Annotated in this window: 21 protein-coding genes; 5 read left to right on the top strand and 16 right to left on the bottom strand. The window is 69.7% G+C overall.

The window, feature by feature from the left end; genetic code table 11:
- Positions 1-67: 67 nt before the first annotated feature.
- From ACX114_RS16630 to ACX114_RS16620, 3 genes are read right to left on the bottom strand one after another with little or no spacing between them, the layout of a single operon-like run.
- Positions 68-1,036, bottom strand: a complete 969-nt coding sequence (locus tag ACX114_RS16630; protein ID WP_459299068.1) for a FecR domain-containing protein — start codon at positions 1,034-1,036, stop codon at positions 68-70.
- A 32-nt stretch (positions 1,037-1,068) separates the two neighbouring features.
- Positions 1,069-2,907, bottom strand: a complete 1,839-nt coding sequence (locus ACX114_RS16625; protein ID WP_459299067.1) for a sensor histidine kinase — start codon at positions 2,905-2,907, stop codon at positions 1,069-1,071.
- Entirely contained in the window at positions 2,904-6,242 is a 3,339-nt protein-coding gene (locus ACX114_RS16620; RefSeq protein ID WP_459299066.1) for a response regulator, read from the bottom strand. Before ACX114_RS16620 ends, ACX114_RS16625 begins: the two co-directional genes overlap by 4 nt.
- Before the next feature lie 196 nt (positions 6,243-6,438).
- Here ACX114_RS16620 and lexA point away from each other — a divergent pair, with 196 nt between their 5' ends.
- Complete coding sequence (gene lexA, locus ACX114_RS16615) at positions 6,439-7,107, top strand: transcriptional repressor LexA (protein ID WP_014396152.1); 669 nt, start codon at positions 6,439-6,441, stop codon at positions 7,105-7,107.
- 38 nt (positions 7,108-7,145) lie between these two features.
- Here lexA and ACX114_RS16610 read toward each other — a convergent pair whose 3' ends face one another.
- The 6 genes from ACX114_RS16610 to ACX114_RS16585 form a co-directional block, all read right to left on the bottom strand.
- Positions 7,146-7,943 carry a hypothetical protein gene (locus tag ACX114_RS16610; RefSeq protein ID WP_459299065.1) on the bottom strand — a complete coding sequence of 266 codons (798 nt, stop codon included), beginning with the start codon at positions 7,941-7,943 and terminating at the stop codon, positions 7,146-7,148.
- Between the two features lie 36 nt (positions 7,944-7,979).
- The gene (locus tag ACX114_RS16605) at positions 7,980-8,549 is read right to left on the bottom strand and encodes an imm11 family protein (protein ID WP_459299064.1); all 570 of its coding nucleotides are present in this window, start codon (positions 8,547-8,549) and stop codon (positions 7,980-7,982) included.
- 14 nt (positions 8,550-8,563) lie between these two features.
- On the bottom strand, positions 8,564-9,886 hold the full coding sequence (locus ACX114_RS16600) for an AHH domain-containing protein (RefSeq protein WP_459299063.1): 1,323 nt from the start codon (positions 9,884-9,886) through the stop codon (positions 8,564-8,566).
- A gap of 2 nt (positions 9,887-9,888) precedes the next feature.
- A complete protein-coding gene (locus ACX114_RS16595; protein WP_459299062.1) occupies positions 9,889-11,031 on the bottom strand; it encodes a tetratricopeptide repeat protein in 1,143 nt (380 codons plus the stop codon).
- A gap of 17 nt (positions 11,032-11,048) precedes the next feature.
- Entirely contained in the window at positions 11,049-12,086 is a 1,038-nt protein-coding gene (locus ACX114_RS16590) for a hypothetical protein (protein ID WP_459299061.1), read from the bottom strand.
- A gap of 63 nt (positions 12,087-12,149) precedes the next feature.
- A complete protein-coding gene (locus ACX114_RS16585; protein WP_459299060.1) occupies positions 12,150-12,932 on the bottom strand; it encodes an SDR family NAD(P)-dependent oxidoreductase in 783 nt (260 codons plus the stop codon).
- A gap of 129 nt (positions 12,933-13,061) precedes the next feature.
- On the opposite strand from ACX114_RS16585, the gene ACX114_RS16580 reads away from it, so the two are divergent.
- Positions 13,062-14,591, top strand: coding sequence for an acyl--CoA ligase (locus tag ACX114_RS16580; RefSeq protein ID WP_459299059.1), 1,530 nt, complete (start codon positions 13,062-13,064; stop codon positions 14,589-14,591).
- Entirely contained in the window at positions 14,588-15,598 is a 1,011-nt protein-coding gene (locus ACX114_RS16575; RefSeq protein ID WP_459299058.1) for a 2-dehydropantoate 2-reductase, read from the top strand. Before ACX114_RS16580 ends, ACX114_RS16575 begins: the two co-directional genes overlap by 4 nt.
- Here the strand turns inward: ACX114_RS16575 and ACX114_RS16570 are convergent.
- From ACX114_RS16570 to eno, 3 genes are read right to left on the bottom strand one after another with little or no spacing between them, the layout of a single operon-like run.
- On the bottom strand, positions 15,595-16,476 hold the full coding sequence (locus ACX114_RS16570; RefSeq protein WP_459299057.1) for a peptidoglycan DD-metalloendopeptidase family protein: 882 nt from the start codon (positions 16,474-16,476) through the stop codon (positions 15,595-15,597). The genes ACX114_RS16575 and ACX114_RS16570 overlap by 4 nt on opposite strands.
- Positions 16,477-16,520: 44 nt before the next feature.
- Positions 16,521-17,312 carry a 5'/3'-nucleotidase SurE gene (gene surE, locus ACX114_RS16565; protein ID WP_459299056.1) on the bottom strand — a complete coding sequence of 264 codons (792 nt, stop codon included), beginning with the start codon at positions 17,310-17,312 and terminating at the stop codon, positions 16,521-16,523.
- A 2-nt stretch (positions 17,313-17,314) separates the two neighbouring features.
- Positions 17,315-18,613: a phosphopyruvate hydratase gene (eno, locus tag ACX114_RS16560; RefSeq protein WP_459299055.1), complete on the bottom strand. Its 1,299-nt coding sequence runs from the start codon at positions 18,611-18,613 to the stop codon at positions 17,315-17,317.
- 80 nt (positions 18,614-18,693) lie between these two features.
- On the opposite strand from eno, the gene ACX114_RS16555 reads away from it, so the two are divergent.
- Positions 18,694-19,782 (top strand): ADP-ribosylglycohydrolase family protein, encoded by a 1,089-nt coding sequence (locus tag ACX114_RS16555; protein ID WP_459299054.1) that lies wholly within the window; start codon positions 18,694-18,696, stop codon positions 19,780-19,782.
- A 105-nt stretch (positions 19,783-19,887) separates the two neighbouring features.
- On the opposite strand, the gene ACX114_RS16550 is transcribed toward ACX114_RS16555, so the two are convergent.
- The 4 genes from ACX114_RS16550 to ACX114_RS16535 form a co-directional block, all read right to left on the bottom strand.
- On the bottom strand, positions 19,888-20,067 hold the full coding sequence (locus ACX114_RS16550) for a hypothetical protein (RefSeq protein WP_043321424.1): 180 nt from the start codon (positions 20,065-20,067) through the stop codon (positions 19,888-19,890).
- A 432-nt stretch (positions 20,068-20,499) separates the two neighbouring features.
- Positions 20,500-20,925, bottom strand: a complete 426-nt coding sequence (locus tag ACX114_RS16545) for a type II toxin-antitoxin system RatA family toxin (protein WP_459299053.1) — start codon at positions 20,923-20,925, stop codon at positions 20,500-20,502.
- A gap of 43 nt (positions 20,926-20,968) precedes the next feature.
- The gene (gene glpX / locus ACX114_RS16540) at positions 20,969-21,934 is read right to left on the bottom strand and encodes a class II fructose-bisphosphatase (RefSeq protein WP_014396138.1); all 966 of its coding nucleotides are present in this window, start codon (positions 21,932-21,934) and stop codon (positions 20,969-20,971) included.
- Between the two features lie 41 nt (positions 21,935-21,975).
- Positions 21,976-22,386, bottom strand: a complete 411-nt coding sequence (locus tag ACX114_RS16535; protein ID WP_459299052.1) for an acyl-CoA thioesterase — start codon at positions 22,384-22,386, stop codon at positions 21,976-21,978.
- A gap of 93 nt (positions 22,387-22,479) precedes the next feature.
- Here ACX114_RS16535 and ACX114_RS16530 point away from each other — a divergent pair, with 93 nt between their 5' ends.
- Entirely contained in the window at positions 22,480-24,099 is a 1,620-nt protein-coding gene (locus ACX114_RS16530) for an alkaline phosphatase family protein (RefSeq protein ID WP_459299051.1), read from the top strand.
- Positions 24,100-24,135 lie beyond the last annotated feature (36 nt).

Below are 24,135 nucleotides of genomic sequence, written 5' to 3'. Positions count from 1 at the left end.
TCCCGTTACGCCGCCCCACCCACGAGGTGGGCCTCTTCTCACAGGACCCGAAGCCCCACCCGGTGGATCAGGGCGTGGAACCGCCGGTGGGCTTCCAGGGGTCCTCGACCTCGACGATCGGCCGCGTGTCCAGGACCAGCTCGCGCTTCTCTTCCTGGCGCGCGCCGCCCACCCCCACGGCGCTCACCTGGACGGTGTTCTTGCCCTTCTCGAGCGGGACCCCGAGCTTGAAGTTCCCCTCCTCGTCCGTCAGCACGCTGGCGCCGTTCACCGTCACGCGGCTGCCCGGCTCCGTGCGGCCGGCGATGGCGACCTCTTGATTCCGCTGCGTCTTGCCCTTGGGCCAATCCATCTTCAGGAACACGGTGCTGGGGATGGGGGCCGGCGCGGTGGGGGCCTGGCCAGGTCGAACGATGGACTGCTGGCCGGCGCGCACGATGACGTACTTGCCCTCCTTGCCGGTCAGCTTCACGTCGCCTTCACGCGTGCCCACGCTCACGGTGCCCTTGCCGTTGTTGCTCATGGTGAAGGTACCCTGCGAGGTGCTGGCCTCCGCGTCGCCGTTCTTCGCCTTCAGGATGAAGGTGTGGCGGACGCTGGGCCGGCCTCGCACGGTGGCGGTGGCCAGACCGCTGCTCAGCATCACCCTCGACAGCTCGTTCGAGATCTCCTCCACGGAGATCTCCGTCTCCGCCTCCATGCGCAGCTCCACGGACTCACCGTTGAGCACCACGGCCCAGGATCCACGCCCGGTGCGCACCACGTCCGTGGGCCGCAGCGGCATGTCCTTGCTGGCGGGCTCCCACGGCCCGTCGCCATGCCGCACGTCCACCGTGCCTTCGAAGGAGCTCAGCACCAGCTCCACGGCCTTCTTCGCCTCCGCCTGCGTGACGGCGGGGCGCGGAGGTGCCTGGGGCGGCAATGGCGCGGGAGGCTCCCGCAGGAAGACGAACCAGCCCACCGGCAGCGCGGCCAGGATGAGCACGAGCCCGATGAGGAACGGCGCCTGTCGCCTGCGGGATGGGGGAGCAGCCATGCGAAGGCCCTAGCTACCACACGCGCCGGGCTTCATGCCCGGGGCAGCACCACGGTGAACCGGGCCCCCTGCCCTTCTTCCGAGCGGACCTCCAGCGTCCCCCCGGCCTCCGTGACGATGCGCCACGCGACGCTCAGGCCCAGGCCCACATTGGACCAGATGTCCTTGGTGGTGAAGAAGGGCTCGAAGATGCGCGGCCGGATGCTCTCCGCGATGCCCTTGCCGGTGTCCTCCACCTCCAGGGTGCACATCCCGTCACGCTCACCCGTGCGCAGGGTGAGGCGCTTCACGGGCGTCTTCAGCATGGCGGTGCGCGCGTTGGACAGGAGCGCCAGCACCACCTGCGACAGGTGACCGGGGTCCGCCTTCACGCGAGGCACCTCCGCGCCCAGCTCCGTCACCAGCTCGATGCCCTCCCCGCGCGTCTGGTTCTCCGTGAGGCTCAGCGCGTCGCGCACCACCGCGTTCAGGTCCACCGGCCGCAGGTCCGGGCGCTCGCGCTGCTGGGAGAAGCGCAGCAGGTTCTGGGTGATGTCCTTGCAGCGCTTGGCGCTCTGTTCAATCTTGCGCAGCGTCTCGAAGTCCATGTCGTCCGGCGCCCGGTCCAGCAGCAGGAGCTGCACGTTGCCCAGGATGCCGGCCAGCGGGTTGTTGATTTCATGCGCCACGCCCGCGCCCAGCTGGCCCACCGCCGCCAGCTTCTGGGCCTCCACCAGCTGCAACTGCGCCTGCCGCAGCTCCGCGGTGGCCTCCTCCACCCGGACGCGCAGGTCGTCGTTCCAGCTCATCAGCCGCGCGCGAGACGCCTCCAGCTCCGCGCCCATGCGGTTGAAGGTGGACGCCAGCTCGCTCAATTCGTCCTGGCCCTCCACGCGCAGGCGGCGCTCCAGCTCGCCGCGGCCATAGGCCTCCGCGCCCACCACCACCTCCGCGAGCCGCCGGTCCAACCGCCGCGTGAAGAGCGCCCCCAGCGCCAGGAGCACCAGCAGCGCGCCCGCCACGGACGCGAGCACCGTGGTGCGCAGCTCCCGCACGGGGGTCAGCGCCAGGGCCTCGTCCTCCGTCACGACGACGCCCATCTCCAGCGTGTTCACCCACGCCACGCTCACCCGGCGCGCGGGGTCCTTCAGCTGGAAGCTGCGCCCACCCTCCGCGTTCAGGGCGGACGTCAGCGCCTCGCGCAGCTCCGGCTCCAGCGCCACCATGCGGCGGGTGGCCTCGGAGCTGGCCACGACGCGCCCCTCGGAGTTCACCACGTCCAGCCGCTGCCCGTCGTTCGCGCGCCGGGCGAGCAGCGCCTCCAGCTGCGTGAAGACGAGCTCCGCGATGGCGTATGGCGCATCCTCCGAGGAGCCCAGCTTCACCGCGACCGCCACGGCGGCCACGCCCGAGCCCGCGTGCACGTACGCGCTGCCCAGCGCCGCCTGGCCCTTGCCCCCGTCCCGGAAGTTCTCCACCGGCACCGCGTGCGCCAGTTGGGGAACGCGCGCGGCGTCGAAGGCGGGATGGCGCTCGAGCGGCTCCGCGCTCCGGAACACCGCGGGCCCCAGGGGCTGTCCGTTCGCGTCCGCCTGGATGACCGCGCTCACCGAGGTGGACTGGCCATACAGGAGCATCAGCATGCCGCGCACCTCGTCGGGCGTGGCGCGGTCCCAGGGCAGGAGCTCCGCGGAGCGGGCGAGGCCGTTGACGACCTCCATCAGGCTCGCCTCCACGGCCTCGGCGGTGGCGGTGGCGAGCGCGCGCTGCTGCTCGTCGATGCGCTGGGCCAGCGCGTGCTCCGAGCGCGACAGCAGCAGGAAGCCGACGATGGCCAGGGGCAGCACCGTCGCGGCGAGCATGAAGAGGACCAGCTGCTGGTAGAGCCTCATCCAGTGACGGACCGGACCACGCGCTCCAGGTCGCTGCGCAGGAAGACAGAGCCGGAGATGGCCTTGGCCCGCTTCTTCATGTCCGCGGCCCGGCGCGCCAGCTCCGCGTGGTCATGCGACACGCCGTCCGTCATCACCGCCACGACGGACACGCTCATGATGGGGAACTCGCGCTTCTCCCCGAAGCGGTCCTCCGCCTCGATGTGGCCGCGCTCCCGGTCCTGTCGGTCGTAGTAGAGCGGGATGATGCGGTCGAACTGTTCAATCGCCCGCTGGCACACCCGGTCCACGGACTCCACGGAGGTGATGAAGACGAAGTCGTCCCCGGCCACGTGGCCCAGGAAGTCCCCCGGCGCGCCCTCCTGCTGGAAGACCTCCCGCATCAGGTCGCCCGTCTGGCGCACCACGCCGTCCGCCTTCGCGAAGCCGTAGTAGTCGTTGTAGGCCTTGAGGTTGTCCAGGTCCAGGTAGCAGAACGCGAACGGCTGACGCGCGCCCAGCCGGCGCTGCACCTCGCGCTCGATGGCGGTGGAGCCCGGCAGCTGCGTGGTGGGCGAGGAGGACAGCTCCTGCTCCTTGCGCCGCAGCATGCTCTCCACGCGCGCGCCCAGCTCCAGCGCGTCGAAGGGCTTGGTGATGTAGTCGTCCCCGCCCAGCTTCAGCGCGCGGACCTTGGACGACGTCTCCGTGCGCGCGGAGATGAAGATGACGGAGATGTGGCCGCTGGCGCGCTCGGCCTTGATCTCCTCCAGGAACGCGAACCCGTCGCCGTCCGGCAGCGTGACGTCCAGGAGCACCGCGTCCGGCCTGCGCTCGCGCAGCGAACGCCGGCCCTCCTCCACGCTGTGCGCGACGCCGACCTCGAAGCCCAGGCCCTCCAGCACCTCGCGGCAGATGGAGGCGATCTTCGCGTCGTCATCCACCACCAGCACGCGCCCGTGCTGCGCCCCGGCGCGGCCCCGCGCCAGCGAGTCCACCGTGGCCAGCAGCTTGTCCCCAGCCAGGGGGCGCACGAGGAACGCGTCCGCGCCGGCCCGGAAGGCGCGCTGGCGCTCGTCGAACGCGGACGTGAGCAGGAGCGGCGCACGGCGCGTCTCCGGATCATTCCGGAGGATCTCCGCCAGCCGCAGGCCGTCCACGTCCGGCAGCCGCACCGACACCAGCACCACGTCCGGGTGGAGGTTGCGAGCGGCGGCCAGGCCCTCCTCCGCGGTGGACGCCAGGCGCACGCGGTAGCCCCGGGCGCCGAGCAGCGCCTTCATGATGTGGCCCACCTCGGGCTCACCTTCGATGATGAGCACCTTGCCGCGCGAGTCCGCGCGGATGGGCTGAGGCGCCGGCAGCAGCGTGTCCACGGCCGCCTGGGACAGCACGTCCTGGGGCGGCTCCGTGGGGAGCACGGCGATGAAGCGCACGCCGTTCTGGGAGGGCTCGGACCAGATGCGGCCGCCGTGGGCCTCCACGATGTTGCGGCAGATGGGCAGGCCCAGGCCGGTGCCGCGCACGGTGCGGTTCGCCTGCGTGCGGGCCTGCTCGAAGCGGTCGAAGATGCGCTCCAGGCTCTCTTCCGGAATGGGGTCGCCGCTGTTCCAGCAGGAGAGCACCACGTAGCCGGGCAGGCTGGACGTGGCGCGCAGCTCCACGCGCACCTCGCCGCCCTCCGGCGTGAACTTCACCGCGTTGTTGAGCAGGTTGTTGAGCACCTGGTTCACGCGGTTGGGGTCCACCATGGCGCGCAGCGGGTGCTGCGGCAGCAGGGGCACCACGCGGATGCGCTTCTCCGCGAAGGCGGGCCCGTACTTCTCCACCACGCGCTGGACGAGCTCCTCCAGGTAGATGCGCTCGAAGCTCATCTTCAGTCGGCCCTGCGCGTACTTCGACAGGTCCAGCAGGTCGTCCACGATGCTGTTGAGCTTCTCCGCGGAGTCCTTGGCGAGCGACAGGTAGCGGTGCTGCCGCTCGTTGATGTCCCCCGCCATCCGGTTGAGGACCAGGTCCAGGGCGCCGGTGATGGAGGTGAGCGGCGTGCGCAGCTCGTGGCTCACCATGGAGACGAAGGTGTCCTTGCGCTCCTCCAGCCGCTTCTGGTCGGTGATGTCCCGCAGCACCACGCACACGCCACGCAGGGTGCCGCGCGCGTCGTTGACGGGCGTCACGGTGGTCTGCACGGTGCGGTCGAAGAGCTTCACGTCCTCGCGCAGCACCTGGTGGCCGCTGTACTCCAGGTTGCGGACCAGTTGGAACGGCTGGAAGCCCAGGCGCTCCTCCAGAAGCCGGTTGGAGGGCCCCTGCCCCTCCTCACCCGCGTGCAGGATGCGGCGGGCCGCGGGGTTCATCACCACGATGTCGTTCTTCTCGTCGGTGAGCACCACGCCGTCCGCCATGGACGCGACCATGCGCTCCATGCGGTGGCGGGCTTCTTCTTCCGCGGAGCGCAGCGACTGGATGGCGTCCGCCGTCTGGTTGGCGAGCACGTCCAGCAAGAGCCCGTCGTCCTCCGTGAACGCATCCGCGCGGTGGGAGAACAGCGACAGCATGCCCACGGGCTTCCCCGCGGCGGTGAGGTTCACCGTGAGCTGGTTGGGGTAGACGACGGGGGACGCGGAGTCCTTGGTGGTGGTGCCGGTGACGCGGGTGATGACCCGGTCCTCCGGCAGCGGCAGGCCGCTGCTCTTGCGGTACGCGCCGAGCATGGACTCCTTGACGCCCAGGAGCGCTTCTTCCCCCACGTTGCCCACGCAGCGCAGGCGCAGCGTGGCGCCCCGCTGACCGTCCGGCGCGATGAGGGCCGCGCCGCAGTCGTACGGCAGCACGCGGGCCACGGCGGTGAGCACGCGGTCGATGATGGCGTCGTAGCTGGCCGGGTCGTTCGCGCTGGCGCGGCTGACCTCGTAGAGGACGAAGAGGGCCTCCACCCGCTGGTGCAGCTGGCGGATGAGCTTCTCCTTGTCCTTCTTGAGCTGGGCGAACTCCACCGCGTTCTTCACGGTGATGAGCAGGTCGTTCACGTCCCAGGGCTTGGTGACGTAGCGGTACACCTGGCCCTGGTTGATGGCCGCGATGATGTCCTGCGGGTCCGTATAGGCGGTGAGCAGGAGCGTCGTGACGTCGATGCCCTCGGCCCTGGCGGCGTTGACCAGGTCGATGCCGGTCATCTCCGGCATGCGCTGGTCCGTGACGAGCACGTCCACGGACTCGGTACGCAGGATTTCCAGGGCTGCCTTGCCGTGGGGGGCGGTGAGGACGCGGTAGCGTCGCTGGAACATCCGGCTGAGGATGTCCAGGACGTCGGCCTCGTCATCGACGAAGAGCAGCGTATGGCGGAGGTCGGACACGGCGGCGCCAAGTGTACGCCGAGATCAACGCGCCTCCTCAAGCCGCGAGAAGGACGGGTGGGGGGCAGCACGGCGGGTATGGGTGGGGGTACTGAACAGATTGACTCTACACGTATGTTCAGGGAGCATGGGCCACTGAAATTCTGTTGCCCATCACCGCCAGAGCAGGCGGGCGACCGAGCGAAGGAGTGCGGCCATGGAAGAGCTCACGGAGCGCCAGCGCGAAATCCTGACCTTCATCGTGAAGGAGACGGAGGTCCGAGGCTTCCCCCCGACCATCCGGGAGATTGGGGAGCACATGGACATCCGGTCGACCAACGGGGTGAACGACCACCTGAAGGCCCTGGAGCGCAAGGGTTACCTGACCCGGGGCGAGCAGCAGAGCCGCTCGCTGGTGCCCACCAAGCGGGCGAGGTTGCTCCTGGGCCTCGGGATGAAGAGCCGGGAGTCCGGCATGATCGAGATCCCCCTCCTGGGCAAGGTGGCGGCGGGTGCGCCGGCGCTGGCGCAGGAGCACATGGAGGACTCGGTCAAGATCGACAGCTTCCTGCTGGGCGGGGTGAACGGCCGGGAGGTGTTCGCGCTGAGGGTCAAGGGCCAGTCGATGATCGACGACGGCATCCACGACGGGGACTACCTCTTCGTGAAGAAGACGCCGTCGGCGCAGCCGGGGGAGATCGTGGTGGCGCTCATCGAGGACGAGGCCACGGTGAAGCGCTACTACCCGGAGCAGGACCGCATCCGCTTCCAGCCGGCGAACGCGACGATGCAGCCCATCTACGTGAACCGCTCGGACTTCCGCTCCACGATGATTCTGGGGCAGGTGGTGGGTGTGTACCGGAAGCTGCAGGGCGGCCGGACGTAAGCAGTGACTTTCCGCCCGGGCATTGTGAGCCCGGGTGGTCAGCGGACGGGGCAGGCACCGCAGTCGAGCGATTGGCCGCAGCCGTCCGGCACCACGGAGCCGCAGGAGCGTCCCAGCGAGGCGCAGGTCGCGGGCGTGCAGCAGGTGTTGTCCGCGGTGCAGGTCTGTCCCTGGGGACACACGCCGCAGTCGATGCGGCCGTGCGGGGTCTCCGTGAAGCCGCAGGCGACGTGGATGCTGGCGCAGAGTTCGGGCGCGGGGACGCCGTTCATGGAACGGGGGCCCCGCAACTTCTCCTTCAGCGCTTCCAGCGAGAGATAGGAGGCGACGGGTGCATCAGCGGCGGGCGTCTGGATGTTCACGCCGCGATTTGCATCTGGAGCCAGTGCGCGGACCTGGGCGTTCTTGAAGCCAATCCCACTCAGGACATCGAGGCCTCCGTGACCGGTCATCCACAGTCCGGCTTCGGTTCCTGGAGGTGGCGCTTCGGTGAGGACCACGAAGGTCCCACCGCGCAGGTCCCCGTAGGGCATGGACAGCAGCAGTCCCCGGCTGTCCCCCAGCAGCAGTGACGCGGGACCGAGGGCCGTGGGCATGAAGTCGAGCGGACTCAAGCCCTGGAGCCGGATCAACAGCCCTTCGTGAACGATGACCTGTTGCTGAGCCTCCCCCCGGAGGACACTGAAGCCCCGGGTGACGTGCACGCGCTCCACCGACGTCACGGTGCCCAGCCCCGAGTTCTGGGAGCGGGGCCAGGTCTGGGGATCAGGCGGAGGTGGTGGCTCCGTGCAAGCCAGCGTCAGGCCCAGCAACAGCAGACCGCACAAGCGCGACATGTGTCTCCCCCTCGGACTTCCGGCACGGCGCGACAATCACACTTCGGTGAACCGTATTCCCGTGGCGCGGATGCGCTCCAGCGCGAGCTTGATGTCCTCGGAGATGATGAGGGCGATGGGCCATCCCCACGTCCTGAACACCTGAACATCGCCGACCTGGGCTGGGTCGATACGCATGCCGTCGACGTCGCGATACTGGCCCACCCGGTCCGGCCGGCCATCTTGAGGCGTCCACCGGATCACCTCGTCGGAAGCTTCGTCATCAATGCAGCGGATGAGCCGGGTCGCCACGAGGATGGCGTACGGCCCCTGATGTCCATGGACGTCCACGGGCACAAGTTGGATGTCCTGCGCTGCCAGCTCTGAAAAAACAGCTGCGACCCGCGCGCTGACAACGGGCGTGCTGAAGCCGGCCAAGGAGAAGTCGAGGGGCGTCCCCGGATGCTCCACGGGGACGAGCAGCCCTTGTTGCTGAGGAACGGGGCGGCCCTCCCTGAACAACCAAGGGTCTTCGACCTCGTTCCCACTCGCGTCCAGCGGAATGCCCAGTTCCCATCGACCTGGGAGAGTGACGTCATCGAGAAGCCGAAAGTAGCGCCGTGGCATGGATGGCTCCGGATTCACTCGCTTCTCATGAGCAGCTTGTGGAGGCCTGAGCCTTCCGTGGTGGCCTCTTGTGCCAACTTCCTGAGCTCAGCGACGAGAGCTTCGCGACACTGGTCGACACTGCGACACCCGCGTGTAGCCTCCTCCAGTCGGTCATAGACGCGCTGATGGTACCGCTGAGGATGGGGGCCTCGATGTCCCGGAACCTCGACGACGTTCTCCGGGTCCTTCAACTCCATCCCGGCCTTCTTGAAGATGCGTTGGAAGCGCGGCGTCCACGGGCCTCCTCGATGAACGGAAACATTGTTTCGTAGGGTCGCGAGGTGGTGCTTCTGGCTGCCACCGTTTGACGACATCGCGACCGCGTTTGGCGCCAGCGCGATGGTGAAGCCATCCGCGGTCATCGCCACGGACCGCACGCCACCCATGCCCGCGTACGCGAAGCCCGCCTGTGCCTCCACCGCGAGCGCCGCCTGCGCCGAGCCCGGGAGCACTGGGGTCTTCGCCGCGAGCCCTACCGTGTTGCCCACCGCCGCAGTGGCCAGCATCACGAAGACCCGCGCGGCGTTCTTCCCCAGCACCTTCCCGTAGCCCTCCCCTGCTTCGCGCAAATCGTCGAACGTCAGCGCCCGGTCCGCCTGCTTCACCAGCGTCAACCACCCGTTCAGCAGGCCCCACACCGTGTCCACGCCCAGATACGCGATGGCCGTCGCGGTCATCAGCGCCGCCAGCCCCTTGGACACGGGCTCGGGCAAGGACCACAGCAGCAGGTACACCGTGACCGAGGCAGTCACCGTGGCCAAGACCGCTTGCGGATTCACCACACCCCGCAGTGCCTCCGCCGTCTCGGCCCACACCGAGTCCATCGCCAACGCCAGGGCCAGCGCATACCGCCCGTCGCTTCCGAGCAGTGGCCCCTCCTCCAGCAGCGACAGGCAGTCCTGCCCCTGCTTCTTGCGCTCGCACCACCGCCCATAGGCGCGCGTCAGCTCCGCCGACGCATCATCCAGCAGGTGCAGCTCGCGCGCCTCCGCTTCTCCCAGGGGAAGAATCCGATGCGTGCGCGCTTCGTACCCGAACACGCCACTGCGCTCTGGCATGCCGAACAACGCCCGTGCGTCACGCAGCGGACGCGAGAATGGCCGGACGTCACGCGCGAACTCCGAAACGGCCCGCTTGAACTCGACCTTCGTCAGCTCCGCGTCCTCCAGCGGAGCCTCTTCCTCCACCCGGGGCGTCACGACGACCGGGTCCGCACGCCCTGTGTCCAGGCGCACGACCCGGCTGGACGCGCAGCCCGTCAGGAAAAGAAGAAGGCAGAGCCACCCACGGCACATGCCTACGGGCACTTCACCACGCCACCATCCGCTGCCGCCGCGGCCACACGGGCGCACGCGGCCTGCACGGCGGCCGTGTCCTTCAGGTCACGCGCGAGCCTCGCGGTGGACAACTGCAACTCCATGTTCTTCGCGTGCCCCGGCTCCGAGCCCAGGCTCGTCAGGATGCGCAGGGCGTCCTGCTTGCGTCCCATCGCCGAGAGCAGGTCCGCCAACTCCTGCATCTCTCCCACGTCCGCGCCCGACACCGTCTCCAGGGCCTTCTGCAGCTCCCCTTCCGCCGCCGCGCGGTCGTCCGCCGTCAGGTGTGCCTTCGCGAGCGCCACGTGGACGACGGCGCGGTCCTTCACCTTCAGGGACTCGCCGTAGGCCTTCAGCGCCTCCTCGCGCTTGTTCAGCTTGAGCTGGATCTCCGCCACCAGCTCCCACAGCGTCGGATCCTTGGGCGACTTCTTCGCGGCCTCCTCGTACACCGCCGCCGCTTCCGGCAACCGGCCCGCGCGCACCTCCGCGTCTCCCAGCGCCGTCAGCACCTCCGGCGTCCTCACGCCCTGCCCCGTCACCTTGCGCAAGAGCCCGAGCACCTCGTCCTGCCGCCCCTGCTTCGTCAGCACGTCCACCGCGCGCACCAGCAGGTCGGCCTTTGACGCGTCCGGCGCGGCCTCGGCCGCCTGCGTGAAGTGGCGCACCGCCTCGTCGTGGTCGCCGCGCTCCTCGGCCAGCTCTCCCAGCTGCTCCAGCGCGTTGAAGTCCTTCGGGTGCAGCGCCAGCGCCTTCTGCAGTGACTGCTTCGCTTCGTCCTTCTTGCCCAGCTGCGCCTGGATGAACCCCAGCCGGCTCCAGTTGGTGGAGCGCTTCGCGTCCAACCGCAGCGCCGCCTCGAACTCCTTCGCGGCATCCTCCAGCCGGCTCATCGACAGGAGCACCTCGCCCCTCGCGGCGGGCAGGCGCGGGTCTCCCGGCGCCAGCGTCTTCATCTCGTCGAAGGACTTGAGCGCGGCGTCGAAGTTGCCCTTGAGGTACTCGGAGTTGCCCTGGAGGTAGAGCCCTTCCGCCTGGTCCTTCGGGTCGAGCTTCGGCGTTTCAGTGCAGGCCCCGGAGGCCAGCAGGGCAATGAGCGGCAGGGCACGCAGACGCGAGGACATGAGAGGCTCCGGAAGACTCAGAAGTGATACGCGATGCCGGCGTTGACATCGAAGTTGAGGCCGTCGCCCGCGCCGTCGTCCGCGAGCCCCAGCACCGCCTGCGCGATGTTCGTTCCCAGCTCCAACTGGAAGCCCACGTGGCCCGCCAGCAGGTACTCCAACCCCACGAATCCCACGACGGACGGCAGCGGCCCCGTGCTCTGGAAGATGCCGTAGTCGCCGAACGACAACTGCACACCCAGGCCGAAGCCCCAGTACGGCCGCAGGTCCTTCTCCAGGCGGTGATAGTGCCGCGCCCCCACGATGCTGGGCAGCACGTTGAGCTCGCCCTCGTCGGTGCCGCCCGCATGCACCCAGGTGAAGCCGACCTGGACGAAGCCCTGCCACTCCGGGTGGAACCAGTAGCCCACCTCCAGGTCCAGGCCCGGGTTCAAGGACGACACCTTGTCGATGAAGCTGTTGTTGAAGCGCAGCCCCAGCGTCAGCCCGCCTCCCGGCGATGACGCGACCGCGCCGCCCAAGAGCGGCCGGGCCTGGACGACCTCACCGGGCGAATCCAGCGCGATGCTCAGCTCCTCGGTCACGGCGACCACGGTGCGCAGGAGCTCGCCGTCCTCGGAGGCCTCCGCCCGCGGGCGGGCGAGGGTCCGGCCATCCCGCGTATCCACGAGGCTCGCGGCGAGGAGGTACTGGTCTCCGAAGCGATCCAACCTGCCCGTGAGGACGTAACGCGCGCCCGTCAGCGTGGACAGCGTCTGGACGCATTCGCTCTTCTCGCAAGGGGCGCTGCCCACCAGTTCCTGCTGGCGCTCCGTGCCGACCCGTTGCTGGAGCTCTCGCTGGGACAGCACGCGCAGCCGGGGCGACTCCGCGAGCCGCCCCGAGATGAGCGACGTGATGCCTGTCGCGGCATCCTTCCCCGCCGCGTTGGCCGCCAGGGGCAGCACCGCCACGGTGAGGGGCTCGGGCTTGGAAACGGCCGCCCCCTCCTGGGCGAAGACAGGCGAGGCCAGCGACATGAAGCACGTGATGAAGAGCCGGGAGAGGCGGGACACGGCCGACACTCTACCCTCCTCCCGGCCCGCGCCCAGGCCTTCCGTGGCCGCTTCCCTGCCCGCTCACTCCTGCTGGTTGAGCTTCGCCGCGATGGAGCGCACCACGGCGCGCGGGCTGACCCGCACCGAGAAGGCCGCCAGCCAGTTGAGAACGCCGTGGATGGAGACCACCCGTCCCTGCATCATCGCCGCATAGGCGTGGCCCGCGACCTCGGGCGCCTCCGCCACGCCCGGCCGCTTGAACAGGCGGGACTCCGCGTTGCCGGCGCGCCCGGCGAACTCCGTCTTCGTGGCCCCCGGACAGTGGCAGGTCACCGTCACGCCCGAGCCCTTCAGCTCGACCGCGAGCGCCTCCGTGAACGACAGCACGAACGCCTTCGTCGCGTAGTACGTGGCCATGTACGGCCCCGGCTGGAAGCCCGCGGTGGACGCGATGTTGAGGATGCGCCCCTGCTTGCGCTCGCGCATGGGCCGCGCGAACAGGTGCGTGAGCTTGAGCAGCGCGGAGCAGTTGACCTCCACCATCTCCGCCTCGCGCCCCAGGTCCTGCTCCAGGAACGGTCCAGAGGATCCGAACCCCGCGTTGTTGACGAGGAAGTCCACCGCGAGCCCCAGCTCCTGCACGCGCGCGAAGAGCTGCTCCGGCGCGGAGGGCTGTCCCAGGTCCGCCGGCAGCACGTGCGCCTTCACCCCGTGCGCCTGCTCCAGCTTGCGCGCCAGCTCCTCCAGCTTCGCCACGCCGCGCGCGACGAGGATGACGTCGTGCCCGTCCTTCGCGAACTGCTCCGCGAACTGCACGCCAAGGCCCGCTGACGCGCCGGTGATGAGCGCCACTTTCCGCGACATGGTGATGCCTCCCAGCCGGCCGATATAGCAGCACCCGCGAGCAGAAGACCCGTGCCCACACACAAAGCGGTTGCCCGTGGCGATCCACGGCCATATTCGGAGGAGGACCCCGAGGACGTGGAGCCCGGCATGGAGCGGATGGACACCCTCGAAGCGCTGCTCTCACGCGGACGGCCGGAGGACATAGCGCTCGGTGCGCCCGGCAGGCAGGGTATGACGTACGGTGCGCTGCGGGACCTCACCACGAAGGTCCGTGAGCAACTGAATGCGTGGGGGCTGGGACAGGGAGACCGCGTCGCGCTGGTGCTCCCCAACGGTCCGGAGATGGCGGCGGCCTTCCTCGCCGTGGCGAGCGCCGCGACGACCGCGCCGCTCAATCCCGCCTACCGCGTGGACGAGCTCACGTTCTACCTGGACGACCTCCAGGCCCGGGCGCTCATCGTGCTCGAAGGAGCGGAGGGGCCGACCCGCGAGGTCGCGCGCGCACGCGGCCTTCCGCTCATCGAACTGCGTCCGACACAGGAAGGCCCCGCGGGGCATTTCACGCTCGTGGCCGGACAGCCCTTCTCCAGCGCGGCGCACTGTCCCGGCCCCGCCTCCACGGACGACGTCGCGCTGGTGCTGCACACGTCGGGCACGACGGCGCGGCCCAAGCAGGTGCCGCTGACGCACTCGAACCTCAGCGCCTCCGCGCGGCACATCGGCGCGCAGCTGGGCCTGGGGCCCACGGATGCGTGCCTCAACATCATGCCGCTGTTCCACATCCACGGGCTCGTGGCGGCGGTGCTGTCCAGCCTGGCGGCCGGCGGACGCGTGGTGTGCACTCCCGGCTTCAACGCCCTGCGCTTCTTCTCCTGGTTCGAGGAGGTCCGCCCCACCTGGTACACCGCCGTCCCCACCATGCATCAGGCGCTGCTGGAGCGAGCCCATCGCAACGCGGACAGCCTGAAGGACCACCGCCTGCGCTTCATCCGGTCCTCTTCCGCATCGCTCCCACCGCAGGTGATGGAGGAGCTGGAGCGCGTCTTCGGCGTGCCCGTCATCGAGAGCTACGGCATGACGGAGGCCGCCCACCAGATGGCCTCCAACCCGCTGCCACCGCGTCCCCGGTACGCGGGGTCGGTGGGGCTCGCCGCCGGGCCGGAGGTCGCCATCATGGACGAGGCGGGCACGCTGCTGCCCCCGGGTGTGACGGGTGAAGTGGTCATCCGCGGCCCCAACGTCATGTCCGGCTACGTGAACAATCCCGAGGCCAACGCGCGCGCCTTCACCCACGGATGGTTCCGCACGGGCGACCAGGGGGCACTCGACGCGCAGGGCTACCTGCGGCTCACCGGACGGCTGAAGGAGCTGATCAATCGCGGCGGGGAGAAGCTGAGCCCGCTGGAGGTGGACACCGTGCTGTTGGATCATCCCGCCGTGCAGCAGGCCGTGACGTTCGCCCTGCCCCACCCCAAGCTCGGCGAGGACGTGGCCGCCGCCGTCGTCCTTCGCGAGGGCCACACGCCCACCGAGCGCGAGCTGCGCGACTTCGTGGCGTCACGCGTGGCGGACTTCAAGGTGCCCCGCCGCATCGTCTTCCTCACGGAGCTGCCCAAGGGCCCCACCGGCAAGGTGCAGCGCATCGGGCTCGCGGAGCGGCTGGGGCTCACGTCATGAGGATCGCCATCTTCGGCGCGGGCGCCATCGGCGGCTTCCTGGGCGTCAAGCTGCTCCAGGCCGGCGCGGACGTGACCTTCATCGCGCGAGGCGCCCACCTGGACGCGATGCGCGCCCACGGCGTAACGCTCACCAGCGGCGGAGAGACGGTCACCGTGCGTCCGCACTGCACGGACTCGCCCGACGACGCGGGCCCGCAGGACTACGTCTTCCTCACGCTCAAGGCCCACGCCCTGCCCGCCGCCGCGCCTCAAATCGCCCGGCTGCTGGGCCCGGAGACGGCGCTCGTCACCGGCATCAACGGCGTGCCGTACTGGTACTTCCACGGACTCGAAGGCCCGTACGCAGGCCGCCACGTCGAGAGCGTGGACCCCGGCGGCGTCATCCTGCGCACCCTGCCTCCCGAGCGCGTCATCGCCACCGTGGTGTACCCGGCCGCGGAGGTCGTCTCTCCCGGCGTCATCGTGCACACGTACAACGACCGCGTGACGCTGGGCGAACCCGACGGCAGCAAGAGCCCGCGCGTGCAGGCCCTGTCGCAACTCATGATGAAGGCCGGGCTCAAGTCGCCCGTGCGCCCGCGCATCCGCGATGAAATCTGGGTGAAGCTCTGGGGCAACCTCGCCTTCAACCCGCTGTCCGTGCTCACCGGCGCGACGCTCGACGTCCTCTCCCGCCAGCCGGATCTGCGCGCCGTGGCCCGCACGATGATGCTGGAGGCGCAGGCGGTGGCGGAGACGCTGGGCACGCGCTTCCTCATCGACGTGGACCAGCGCATCCAGGGCGCGGCCCAGGTCGGCGCGCACAAGACGTCCATGCTCCAGGACCTGGAGCGCGGGCGCCCCATGGAGATCGACGCGCTGCTGGGAGCCGTCGTGGAGTTGGGGCAGCTCACCGGCAAGCCCATGCCCACCTGCGAGAACATCCTCGCCCTGGTGCGCGAGCGCGCCCGGCACGCTGGTGGCTATCCGCCGCGCGTGACGCCTCCGGCGCCCGAAGCCACCTAGTCGTTCGCGGACGGCATCACGCCCAGGTACTCCAGCGGATCCGCCGGCTTGCCGTCCACGCGCACCTCGAAGTGCACGTGGGGGCCGGACGTGCGGCCGGACTCGCCCACCGTGGCGATGACCTGACCGCGCCGGACCTTCTGCCCCGTCTTCACGCGCAGGTCGCGGTTGTGCGCGTAGAGCGTGATCAGCGGCGCCGCGTGCTCCACGATGACGATGAGGCCGTAGCCCTTCTGCTCGCCCGCGTAGAGGACCGTGCCCTCCTGCGCCGTCTTGACGGGCGTGCCCGCGGGCGCCGCCAGGTCGATGCCGTCGTGCGGCTCCTTGCCCTTCTTGCCGAAGCGGCCGTACAGCACGCCCCTCAACGGCCAGTCGAGCATCCCCTGCGTCGCGAGCCTCGGACGCGACGGCGCTCCCGGACGCCCCGACACCACGCGCGCACGCGGCTCCTCGCGGCGCGCCACCACCGGCACCGAGCGGCGCGGCGTGGACACCGGCGCCTGCCCCGGCTTGGAGAGCACCAGCTCCGGCTCCTCGTCGGACAGCGGCCCCGGGTCGCCGTACTTCGGCGGCTCGCTGCCCGGAATCAGCAGCTCCTTGCCCACCGCCAGCTCACGCGGATCCTTGATGCCGTTGGCCTGGGCCAGCTCCTCCACCGTGATGCCGTACGTCTTGGCGATGCGGTACATCGTCTCGCCCGCCGCCACGCGGTGGCGCACCGCCACCAGCTCCGGCTCCTCGTGCGAGGGCCTCAGCGCGAAGGCCAGCGGCTTGCCGTTGCTCGTCGACTCGGGCCGCACGCCGGCCGTGTCCAGTTGGGAGGAGGAAGCGGCCTGGGTGCTCGCGCAGCCGCCGAACAGCGCGGCCGCGAGCAACACCCAGAGCGCCCTGCCCGCTCGGCTGGAGCCGCCCGGCCCCAACCTCAGGCACCACCGCCTGAACCGTGCCGCTTGAAGCCCTGCAGGTTCCACCCCGAAAGCTCGGGGATGCGACCGTGGTCGGTCATCTCGAAGTGCAGCGGCGTCACCGACACGCGCTTCTCGTCGATGACGGTGTTGCAGTCGCTGCCCGGGATGTCGTCGTGCGCGTACTCCGTGCCGCCAATCCAGTAGTACTTGCGGCCGCGCGGGTCCTCCTTCTCCACGACGTTCTGTCCGTAGGAGTGCCGCCCCTGCTTCGTGATGACGTAGCCGTCCGGCTCCACGCCGCCGGGGATGTTCACGTTGAGGAGCATCCGGGGCGGCAGGGGCCGCGACAGCGCCTCCGTCACCAGCGCCCGCGCGAAGCGGCCCGCCGGCCCGAAGTCGAACGGCCCCCGCGTCACCAGGCTGAACGCGATGGCCGGGATGCCCAGGAACGCGGCCTCCATGGCCGCCGCGACCGTCCCGGAGTACATGATGTCGTCCGCCAGGTTCGCGCCGTGATTGATGCCGGAGACCATGAGCTGGGGACGATTGTCCTTCAGCAAGTGGTTCACCGCCAGATACGAGCAATCCGTGGGGGTGCCGTCCACGGCGAACCACCGCTCGCGCACCTCCTTGATGCGCAGCGGCCGGTGCAGGCTGATGGCATGGGAGGCGGCGCTCTGCTCGCGGTCAGGCGCCACCACCCACACCTCGCCCAGGGGACTCACCGCCTCCACCAACGTCTGCAGCCCTTCGGAGAAGTAGCCGTCGTCGTTGGAGACGAGGATGCGGGGGCGAGAGGTGCTCACGGTCACTGCTTCTTCGCGAGCGAGCGGAAGGCGGTGCGGCCCGCGTACCGGGCACCGGCGCCCAGCTCCTCTTCGATGCGCAGGAGCTGGTTGTACTTGGCCACGCGGTCGGAGCGCGACGCCGAGCCCGTCTTGATCTGCCCGCAGTCCAGCGCCACCGCCAGGTCCGCGATGGTGGTGTCCTCGGACTCGCCGGAGCGGTGGCTCATGATGGACGTCATGCCCGCCTTGTGCGCCATGCGCACCGCGTCGAACGTCTCCGTGAGCGAACCAATCTGGTTCACCTTCACCAGGATGGAGTTCGCCGTGCCCGTCTCGATGCCCTTGGACAGGCGCTCCACGTTGGTGACGAAGAGGTCGTCGCCCACCAGCTGAACCTTGTCGCCCAGCGCGTCGGTGAGCTTCTTCCAGCCCTCCCAGTCATCCTCCGCCATGCCGTCTTCAATGGAGATGATGGGGTACTTCTGGGACAGGTCCCGGTAGTACTCCAGCAGGCCCTGCGAGTCGTACTCCTTGCCCTCGCCCTTGAGCTTGTACTTCTTGGAGCCCTTGTCGAAGAACTCGCTCGCGGCCACGTCCAGCGCCAGGAACAGCTGCTCGCCCGCCTTGAAGCCCGCGGCGTCGATGGCCTCCATGATGAGCTTGAGCGCCTCCTCGTTGGCCGGCAGGTCCGGGGCGTAGCCGCCCTCGTCGCCCACGCCCGTGGCCAGCTTGCGGCCCTTCAAAATCTTCTTGAGCGCGTGGAACACCTCCGCGCCCCAGCGAAGCCCTTCCGCGAACGTCTTCGCGCCGGCGGGCACCACCATGAACTCCTGCACGTCCACGCGGGTGTCCGCGTGCGCGCCGCCGTTGAGGATGTTCATCAGCGGCACGGGCAGCGTGCGCGCCTGCAGGCCACCCACGTAGCGGTACAGCGGCAGGCCGTGCGCGTCCGCCGCGGCGCGCGCGGTGGCCATGGAGACGGCGAGGATGGCGTTGGCGCCCAGCTTGGACTTGGTGGACGTGCCGTCCAGCTCAATCATCCGCTGGTCCACGGCCACCTGGTCCACGGCGTCCATGCCGATGAGCGCCGGCCCGATGGTGTCGCGCACGTGGTCCACGGCCTTCTTCACGCCCTTGCCCAGGTAGCGGCCCTTGTCGCCGTCACGCAGCTCGTGCGCTTCGTGCTCGCCGGTGGAGGCGCCGGAGGGCACCGTCGCGCGGCCACGCGAGCCGCCCACGAGAAGCACTTCGGCCTCCACGGTAGGGTTGCCACGGGAATCGAGCACTTCACGCGCCAGGATTTGAGCGATCTCGGTCATAGGGCGCCGGTTCTACGAAGCACGGGCGGAACGGGCAAGCACGCTCGCACTGCCCGCCTGCTACAGTGTCCAGCCGCCGAATGCCTCCTCCTCCCAAGCGTCGCGCCACGGGCCCCGACCCGCTCCCCGGGCAGCGTGCCCGGGGCGCCCTCCTGGGCCTCGCCATCGGCAATGCCCTGGCCGTCCCCACCGCGGGGAGGCCCTTCTACGCGCCGGCCTTCCCCCAGCTCGCCGAGGGGCCGTACCAGGGCATGCACGGAGGCGGTCCGCACGACCTGCGCAAGGGGCAGGTCACTGAGCCCACCCAGCTCGCGGTGGCGCTGGCCCTGAGCCTGCGGGACATGAAGCGCTACGACGCGGGGGACGCCCTCAAGCGCTACCGGGCCTGGCAGTCGCACGCCTTCTCCGTCAGCGAGCCCATGAAGGAGCTGTTCCAGGAGTGCGACGCGAGCCTCCCGCCCGTGGTGAAGGACTCCGGCAAGCGCGTCTGGCAGAAGAACCTCCGGCGGATGGCCCCCGCGGGCGCCCTGCCGCGCGTGGTGCCCCTGGGCGTGCACCTGGCGAGGGACTCCTTCGCCCTGGCGAAGGCGGCGCTGGAGGACACCGCCCTCACCCACTTCGACCCGCGCAGCCAACTGGCCGGCGCCGGGCTGTGCGCCGCCATCGCCAAGGCGGTGACGGGCGGACCGAACTTGAAGGCCGCGGACCTGCTGCCCGCCGCGGAGGTGGGCATCTCCCTGGCCGCCGCCGCACTGGGGAAGCAGGAGAAGGACTACGTCCAGGAGGTGTCCTTCGCCGCGAAGCTCCTGCGCGAGGACCTGGCTCTGGCGGCGCAGGACGATCCACAACTCTACGGCCCGGAGCTGCACATGCACCGGCCCGGCAATAACGCGGTGCGTGCAGCGTTCCGGCTGGCCTTCTGGGAGCTCATCCACGTCCCCACCGCCGAAGCGGCGCTCCTGGATGTCGTCCACCGGGGCGGCGACACGGAGGTCCACGGCGCCGTCACCGGGGCGCTGGTGGGCGCCTTCCATGGCGAGGGTGCGCTGCCGGAGGAGTGGCGCCAGAAGGTCCTGCTGGCCCTCCAGCCCTACAACCCCCTCCAGAAGGGAACGGTGCTGTGGGAGGTGTACCACCCCCGGCACCTGCTGCTGCTGGCCCCGCCGTGAGGAGGCCCGCAAATGCGAAGCCCGCGGGGGTCGTCCGGAAGGGACGGCCCGACCGCGGGCTTGAGGACACGCCGTGGCTCCGGGGCCACGGGTGGGATGGGGTCATCAGCCGAGCAGGTCGATGACGACGACGCCTCGCGACGGCTTCTCTTCCTCGGTGTCCGTCCTCCGGTGGGGACGGTCATCGGGTGCAGGCAGTGGGAGCTCCACCACCGGCCGCTCGTAATCCTCGCGGCGGAGCCGCTCGCGGCGCTTGATTTCTTCAATGATGAACGCGTCGAGCATGGGTTCGGTTTCTCCCTCAGCCTACGTACCCCAATGTACGCCCGCCGTCCCGCCCCCTTACCACTTCCACATCTCTTTGATGCAAATTAAGAACCCCGGTTTCTTTCTGGGGACGCGACCCTGATTCCGCATGGCTGCTCGTCCAGCTCCCGACATCCGGGACAGAGCAACCGTGCCACGGATGTCAGGGAGACGTCCGTGGACGTTCAAAATTCGCCTGATCCTAATGCGTCCGCCGCGCGCCGCAACACGACTCATTTCAGGTGGCCCCCCGCCCCTTGCGTGGCACGGCTCCAGCCGAAAAGGGCCCGCCCGCCCTCCTGCTCCCTTGCACGGCACGGGCCGTACGGGATGACAGGCAGGCGGGCGGAAAACTGACGCGGTTGGTCAGCGGTGACGAAGGGCGTCGACGAAAGGCGCCGACGCAAGACGTCAGGGCGCTTCAGCGCGGCGCTTGAAGGCCTCCAGCATCTTGGGGAGCTGAGTCTCCGTCAGGGTGTTGATGATGGCCTTGGGGATGAGGGCGCCCAGGGCCATCTCGACGTTGTAGGTCGCGCGCGTCTTGCCCTCGCCCTCGGGCTCCAGCGTCCAGCTGCCCTTGTTGTCCTTCATCACCTCGCCCTCGACGAAGGTCCAGGACATGCGCTTGGGGCGCTCCTCGGTGACGCGGATGGTGTACTTGATGCGCTTCACCACATCGACCTCGTAGTGCACCTGGACGGTGTTCCCCTGGCGCTGCGAGGTGGAGACCTTCTTCACCTCCGGGAGGAACTCCGCGTAGCGGTCGTAGTTGGTGATGATGTCGAAGACCTTCTCGACGGGAGCGTTGATGGTGATGGTGCGCGTGGCGCCGGCCATGGCGGAGTCTCCGGTGGAGTGAGGGACGAGGCTGACGGACAGCTTACGGCGCGTAGCCCGGCTTCTTGTCGAACTTGTGGATGGACTGGATGAAGCGGACGGTGCCCGTCTTGCTGCGCATGACGACGGAGTGCGTCTCACAGCCGCCGCCGAAGAAGCGCACGCCCTTGAGGAAGTCGCCGCTCGTCACGCCCGTGGCCGCGAACATCACCTCGCCGCGGGCCAGCTCCTCCGCGGTGTAGATCTTGTGGATGTCGCTGATGCCCATCTTCTTGGCGCGCTCGATTTCGCCCTGGTTGCGGGGCACCAGCCGGCCCTGCATGTCGCCGCCGGTGGCGCGGATGGCGGCCGCGGCGATGACGCCTTCCGGCGCGCCGCCAATGCCCATGAGCACGTCCACGCCGGAGCCCTCGAAGCAGGTGGCGATGGCGCCCGCCACGTCACCGTCCTCGATGAGGCGCACGCGCGCGCCCGCGGCGCGGACCTCCTTGATGAGGTCGGCGTGGCGCTCGCGGTCCAGAATCATGACCGTGAGGTCTTCCACGTAGAGCTTCATGCGCTCCGCGATGGAGCGCAGGTTCTCCGTGGGGGACTTCGTCAGGTCGATGGCGCCCTTGGCGCGCGGACCCACGGCCAGCTTCTCCATGTACGTGTCGGGCGCGTTGAGCAGGCCGCCGTGGCTGGACATGGCCACGACGGAGATGGAGCCCGGGCGGCCGTAGGCGCACAGGTTGGTGCCTTCCAGCGGGTCCAGGGCGATGTCCACTTCGGGGGCGCCGGCGTTGCGGGCGCCCACGCGCTCACCGATGTAGAGCATGGGCGCCTCGTCGCGCTCGCCCTCGCCGATGACGACCGTGCCGTCGATGTTCAGCGCGTCGAAGGCGCGGCGCATCGCGTCCACGGCGGCCTGGTCGGACTCGTCCTTGTTGCCGCGGCCCATGAGGCGGGCGGAGGCGATGGCCGCCATCTCGGTGACGCGCACGACCTCCATTGCCAGGTTGCGATCCATTGTCGGGTGCTCCTCGTTCGGGAATTCGGGAAGGGAAAAAGTCAGATGTCGGAGTCGTCCGCGGCCTTCAGGCGGGCGATGGCTTCGGGCAGCCGCTGCGGTTTGCCGTCACGCCCCACGCAGGCGTGCATGGTGCGGCCGGTGCACAGGAGCGTGGGGGAGTCACCGTCGCGCAGCAGCTCGTAGGTGAACACGAGTGACGCGCGGCGCAACTCTCCCAGGGTGGTGCGGATGAGGAGCATGTCGTCGTAGCGCGCGGACGCCTTGTAGTGGGCGCTGGCCTCCACCACGGGCAAGAGGAGCCCGGTGCCCTCCAGTTCGCGGTAGCTGCCTCCGTGGGCACGGAAGAACTCGCTGCGGGCGAACTCGAAGTAGCGGAAGTAGTTCGCGTAGTAGACGACCCCCATCTGATCCGTGTCGCCGTAGATGACGCGCAGCCGTGCCTCGACCATTGAGGCGCCCATATCAGGGCGGGGTGACGTGTCCAAGCGGTGGGCGCGCATGTTGGTTGCTTCTGTTCATCCGGCCGGAGAGGCTGCCGCCCCATGTCGCGCCTGATTGCCGCCCTCCTCGTCCTGTTCGCCCTGCCCGCCTCCGCCAAGGCCCCGAAGCTCACGCTGTTCATCAGCGTGGACGCCATGGGCAGCGACGTCCTGTTGAGAAACCGTCCGCGCCTCACAGGAGGCCTGGGCCGGCTGCTCTCCACGGGCGCCTACTACCCCTACGCCCGGTACGCCTACGCGGAGGCCCGGACGGCGCCGGGACACGCGACGCTGGCCACGGGCGCGAACCCCTGGCGCCACGGCATCGTGGACAACGACATCTACGACCGCGCGGCCGGGCAGGCGGTCCAGGTCTACACGGACCCGACGCATCCGGTGCTGAACGGAGAGACGCCCCCGGGTTCGGACACCAGCCCGGTGAACCTGATGGCGGAGACGCTGGCGGACCGGCTGCGGGTGTCCACGCAGGGCCGGGGCAAGGTGGTGGCGCTGTCGTACAAGTCGCGGGCGGCCATCCCGCTGGCCGGGCGCCAGGGCCAGGCTTGGTGGTTCGACGAGGCCACGGGGCGGATGGTGACGAGCACCTGGTACGCGAAGGCGGAGCCCGCGTGGATGCAGGCGTTCAACGCGCGCAAGCTGCCGGACGCGGCGTTCAGCAAGACGTGGGAGCTGCTGCGTCCGCGCGCCGAATACATCGGAGACGATGACCGCCCCATGGAGCCGGAGGCCTACGGCATGGGGCGCGTGTTCCCGCATGCGCTGAAGGGCGGGCAGCAGGCCCCCGGGCCGGCGTCGTACCGGGCGTTCGCGGTGTCGGGGTACTCGCACGACCTGCTGGTGCAGGCGGCGAAGGCGGCGCTGGAGGGCGAGGCGCTGGGCAAGGACGACGTGCCGGACATCCTCGCGGTGAGCTTCAGCGGCACGGACGCGGTGTTCCACGCGTTCGGTCCGTACTCGTGGGAGATGCAGGACACGATGCTGCGGTTGGATCAGGCGATGGGAGAGCTCATCGCCGCGGCCGAGCGCGCAGCGGGGGGCAAGGCGAACCTGGTCATCGCGCTGTCAGCGGACCATGGCGGCGCGGAGATTCCGGAGGCGTGGGCGCAGGCGGGCGTGCCGGCGGCGCGGCTCAACCCGGTGGAGGCGGCGAAGGGCCTGGCGCAGGAGCTGAAGGCGAAGTTCAACGTGGACGTGACGGTGAAGCTGCTGGAGCTGGACGTGTACCTGGGCGGCAAGGCGCTGGAGTCCGGCCAGGTGGACGCGGTGGCGGTGCGGCGCGCGGCGGCGGCGTGGCTGGCGAAGCAGCCCTATGCCGTGTGGGCGGTGGCCAAGGACGACCTGGACACGGCGCCGGACCAGGGCGGGCTCATGGCGGCGATGCGCCGGGGCTACTACCCGGTGCGCAGCGGCGACGTGGTGTTCATGGCGAAGCCGTTCCAGGTCGTCAGCGACTACCCGCGCGGCACGAACCACGGCACGCCGTACTCGTATGACACGCAGGTGCCGGTGGTGTTCGCGGGCAAGGGCGTGAAGCCGGGGCTGTTCCTGGAGGAGATCAACCCCGTGGACGTGGCCCCCACCCTGTCCGCGCTGCTGGAGATGGGGATGCCCGCGTCGACGGAGGGCAAGCCGCGCGTGGAGGCACTCACGGGAGCGCGGTGAGCGTTCGGTAGGCCTGAATGAAAAGGGCAGACCGCA

This window comes from Corallococcus sp. M7 (assembly GCF_054512695.1).
Note: the sequence above shows the minus strand (reverse complement) of the source record. Positions and strands in the feature narration are given on the sequence as shown.

Excerpts from the sequence above, each read along its gene's own strand:
- ACX114_RS16630 (WP_459299068.1), bottom strand. The coding sequence starts at position 1,036 with ATGGCTGCTCCCCCATCCCGCAGGCGACAGGCGCCGTTCCTCATCGGG.
- ACX114_RS16625 (WP_459299067.1), bottom strand. The coding sequence starts at position 2,907 with ATGAGGCTCTACCAGCAGCTGGTCCTCTTCATGCTCGCCGCGACGGTG.
- lexA (WP_014396152.1), top strand. The coding sequence starts at position 6,439 with ATGGAAGAGCTCACGGAGCGCCAGCGCGAAATCCTGACCTTCATCGTG.
- ACX114_RS16610 (WP_459299065.1), bottom strand. The coding sequence starts at position 7,943 with ATGTCGCGCTTGTGCGGTCTGCTGTTGCTGGGCCTGACGCTGGCTTGC.
- ACX114_RS16605 (WP_459299064.1), bottom strand. The coding sequence starts at position 8,549 with ATGCCACGGCGCTACTTTCGGCTTCTCGATGACGTCACTCTCCCAGGT.
- ACX114_RS16600 (WP_459299063.1), bottom strand. The coding sequence starts at position 9,886 with ATGTGCCGTGGGTGGCTCTGCCTTCTTCTTTTCCTGACGGGCTGCGCG.
- ACX114_RS16595 (WP_459299062.1), bottom strand. The coding sequence starts at position 11,031 with ATGTCCTCGCGTCTGCGTGCCCTGCCGCTCATTGCCCTGCTGGCCTCC.
- ACX114_RS16585 (WP_459299060.1), bottom strand. The coding sequence starts at position 12,932 with ATGTCGCGGAAAGTGGCGCTCATCACCGGCGCGTCAGCGGGCCTTGGC.
- ACX114_RS16580 (WP_459299059.1), top strand. The coding sequence starts at position 13,062 with ATGGAGCGGATGGACACCCTCGAAGCGCTGCTCTCACGCGGACGGCCG.
- ACX114_RS16575 (WP_459299058.1), top strand. The coding sequence starts at position 14,588 with ATGAGGATCGCCATCTTCGGCGCGGGCGCCATCGGCGGCTTCCTGGGC.
- eno (WP_459299055.1), bottom strand. The coding sequence starts at position 18,613 with ATGACCGAGATCGCTCAAATCCTGGCGCGTGAAGTGCTCGATTCCCGT.
- ACX114_RS16555 (WP_459299054.1), top strand. The coding sequence starts at position 18,694 with ATGCCTCCTCCTCCCAAGCGTCGCGCCACGGGCCCCGACCCGCTCCCC.
- ACX114_RS16550 (WP_043321424.1), bottom strand. The coding sequence starts at position 20,067 with ATGCTCGACGCGTTCATCATTGAAGAAATCAAGCGCCGCGAGCGGCTC.
- ACX114_RS16545 (WP_459299053.1), bottom strand. The coding sequence starts at position 20,925 with ATGGCCGGCGCCACGCGCACCATCACCATCAACGCTCCCGTCGAGAAG.
- glpX (WP_014396138.1), bottom strand. The coding sequence starts at position 21,934 with ATGGATCGCAACCTGGCAATGGAGGTCGTGCGCGTCACCGAGATGGCG.
- ACX114_RS16535 (WP_459299052.1), bottom strand. The coding sequence starts at position 22,386 with ATGGTCGAGGCACGGCTGCGCGTCATCTACGGCGACACGGATCAGATG.
- ACX114_RS16530 (WP_459299051.1), top strand. The coding sequence starts at position 22,480 with ATGTCGCGCCTGATTGCCGCCCTCCTCGTCCTGTTCGCCCTGCCCGCC.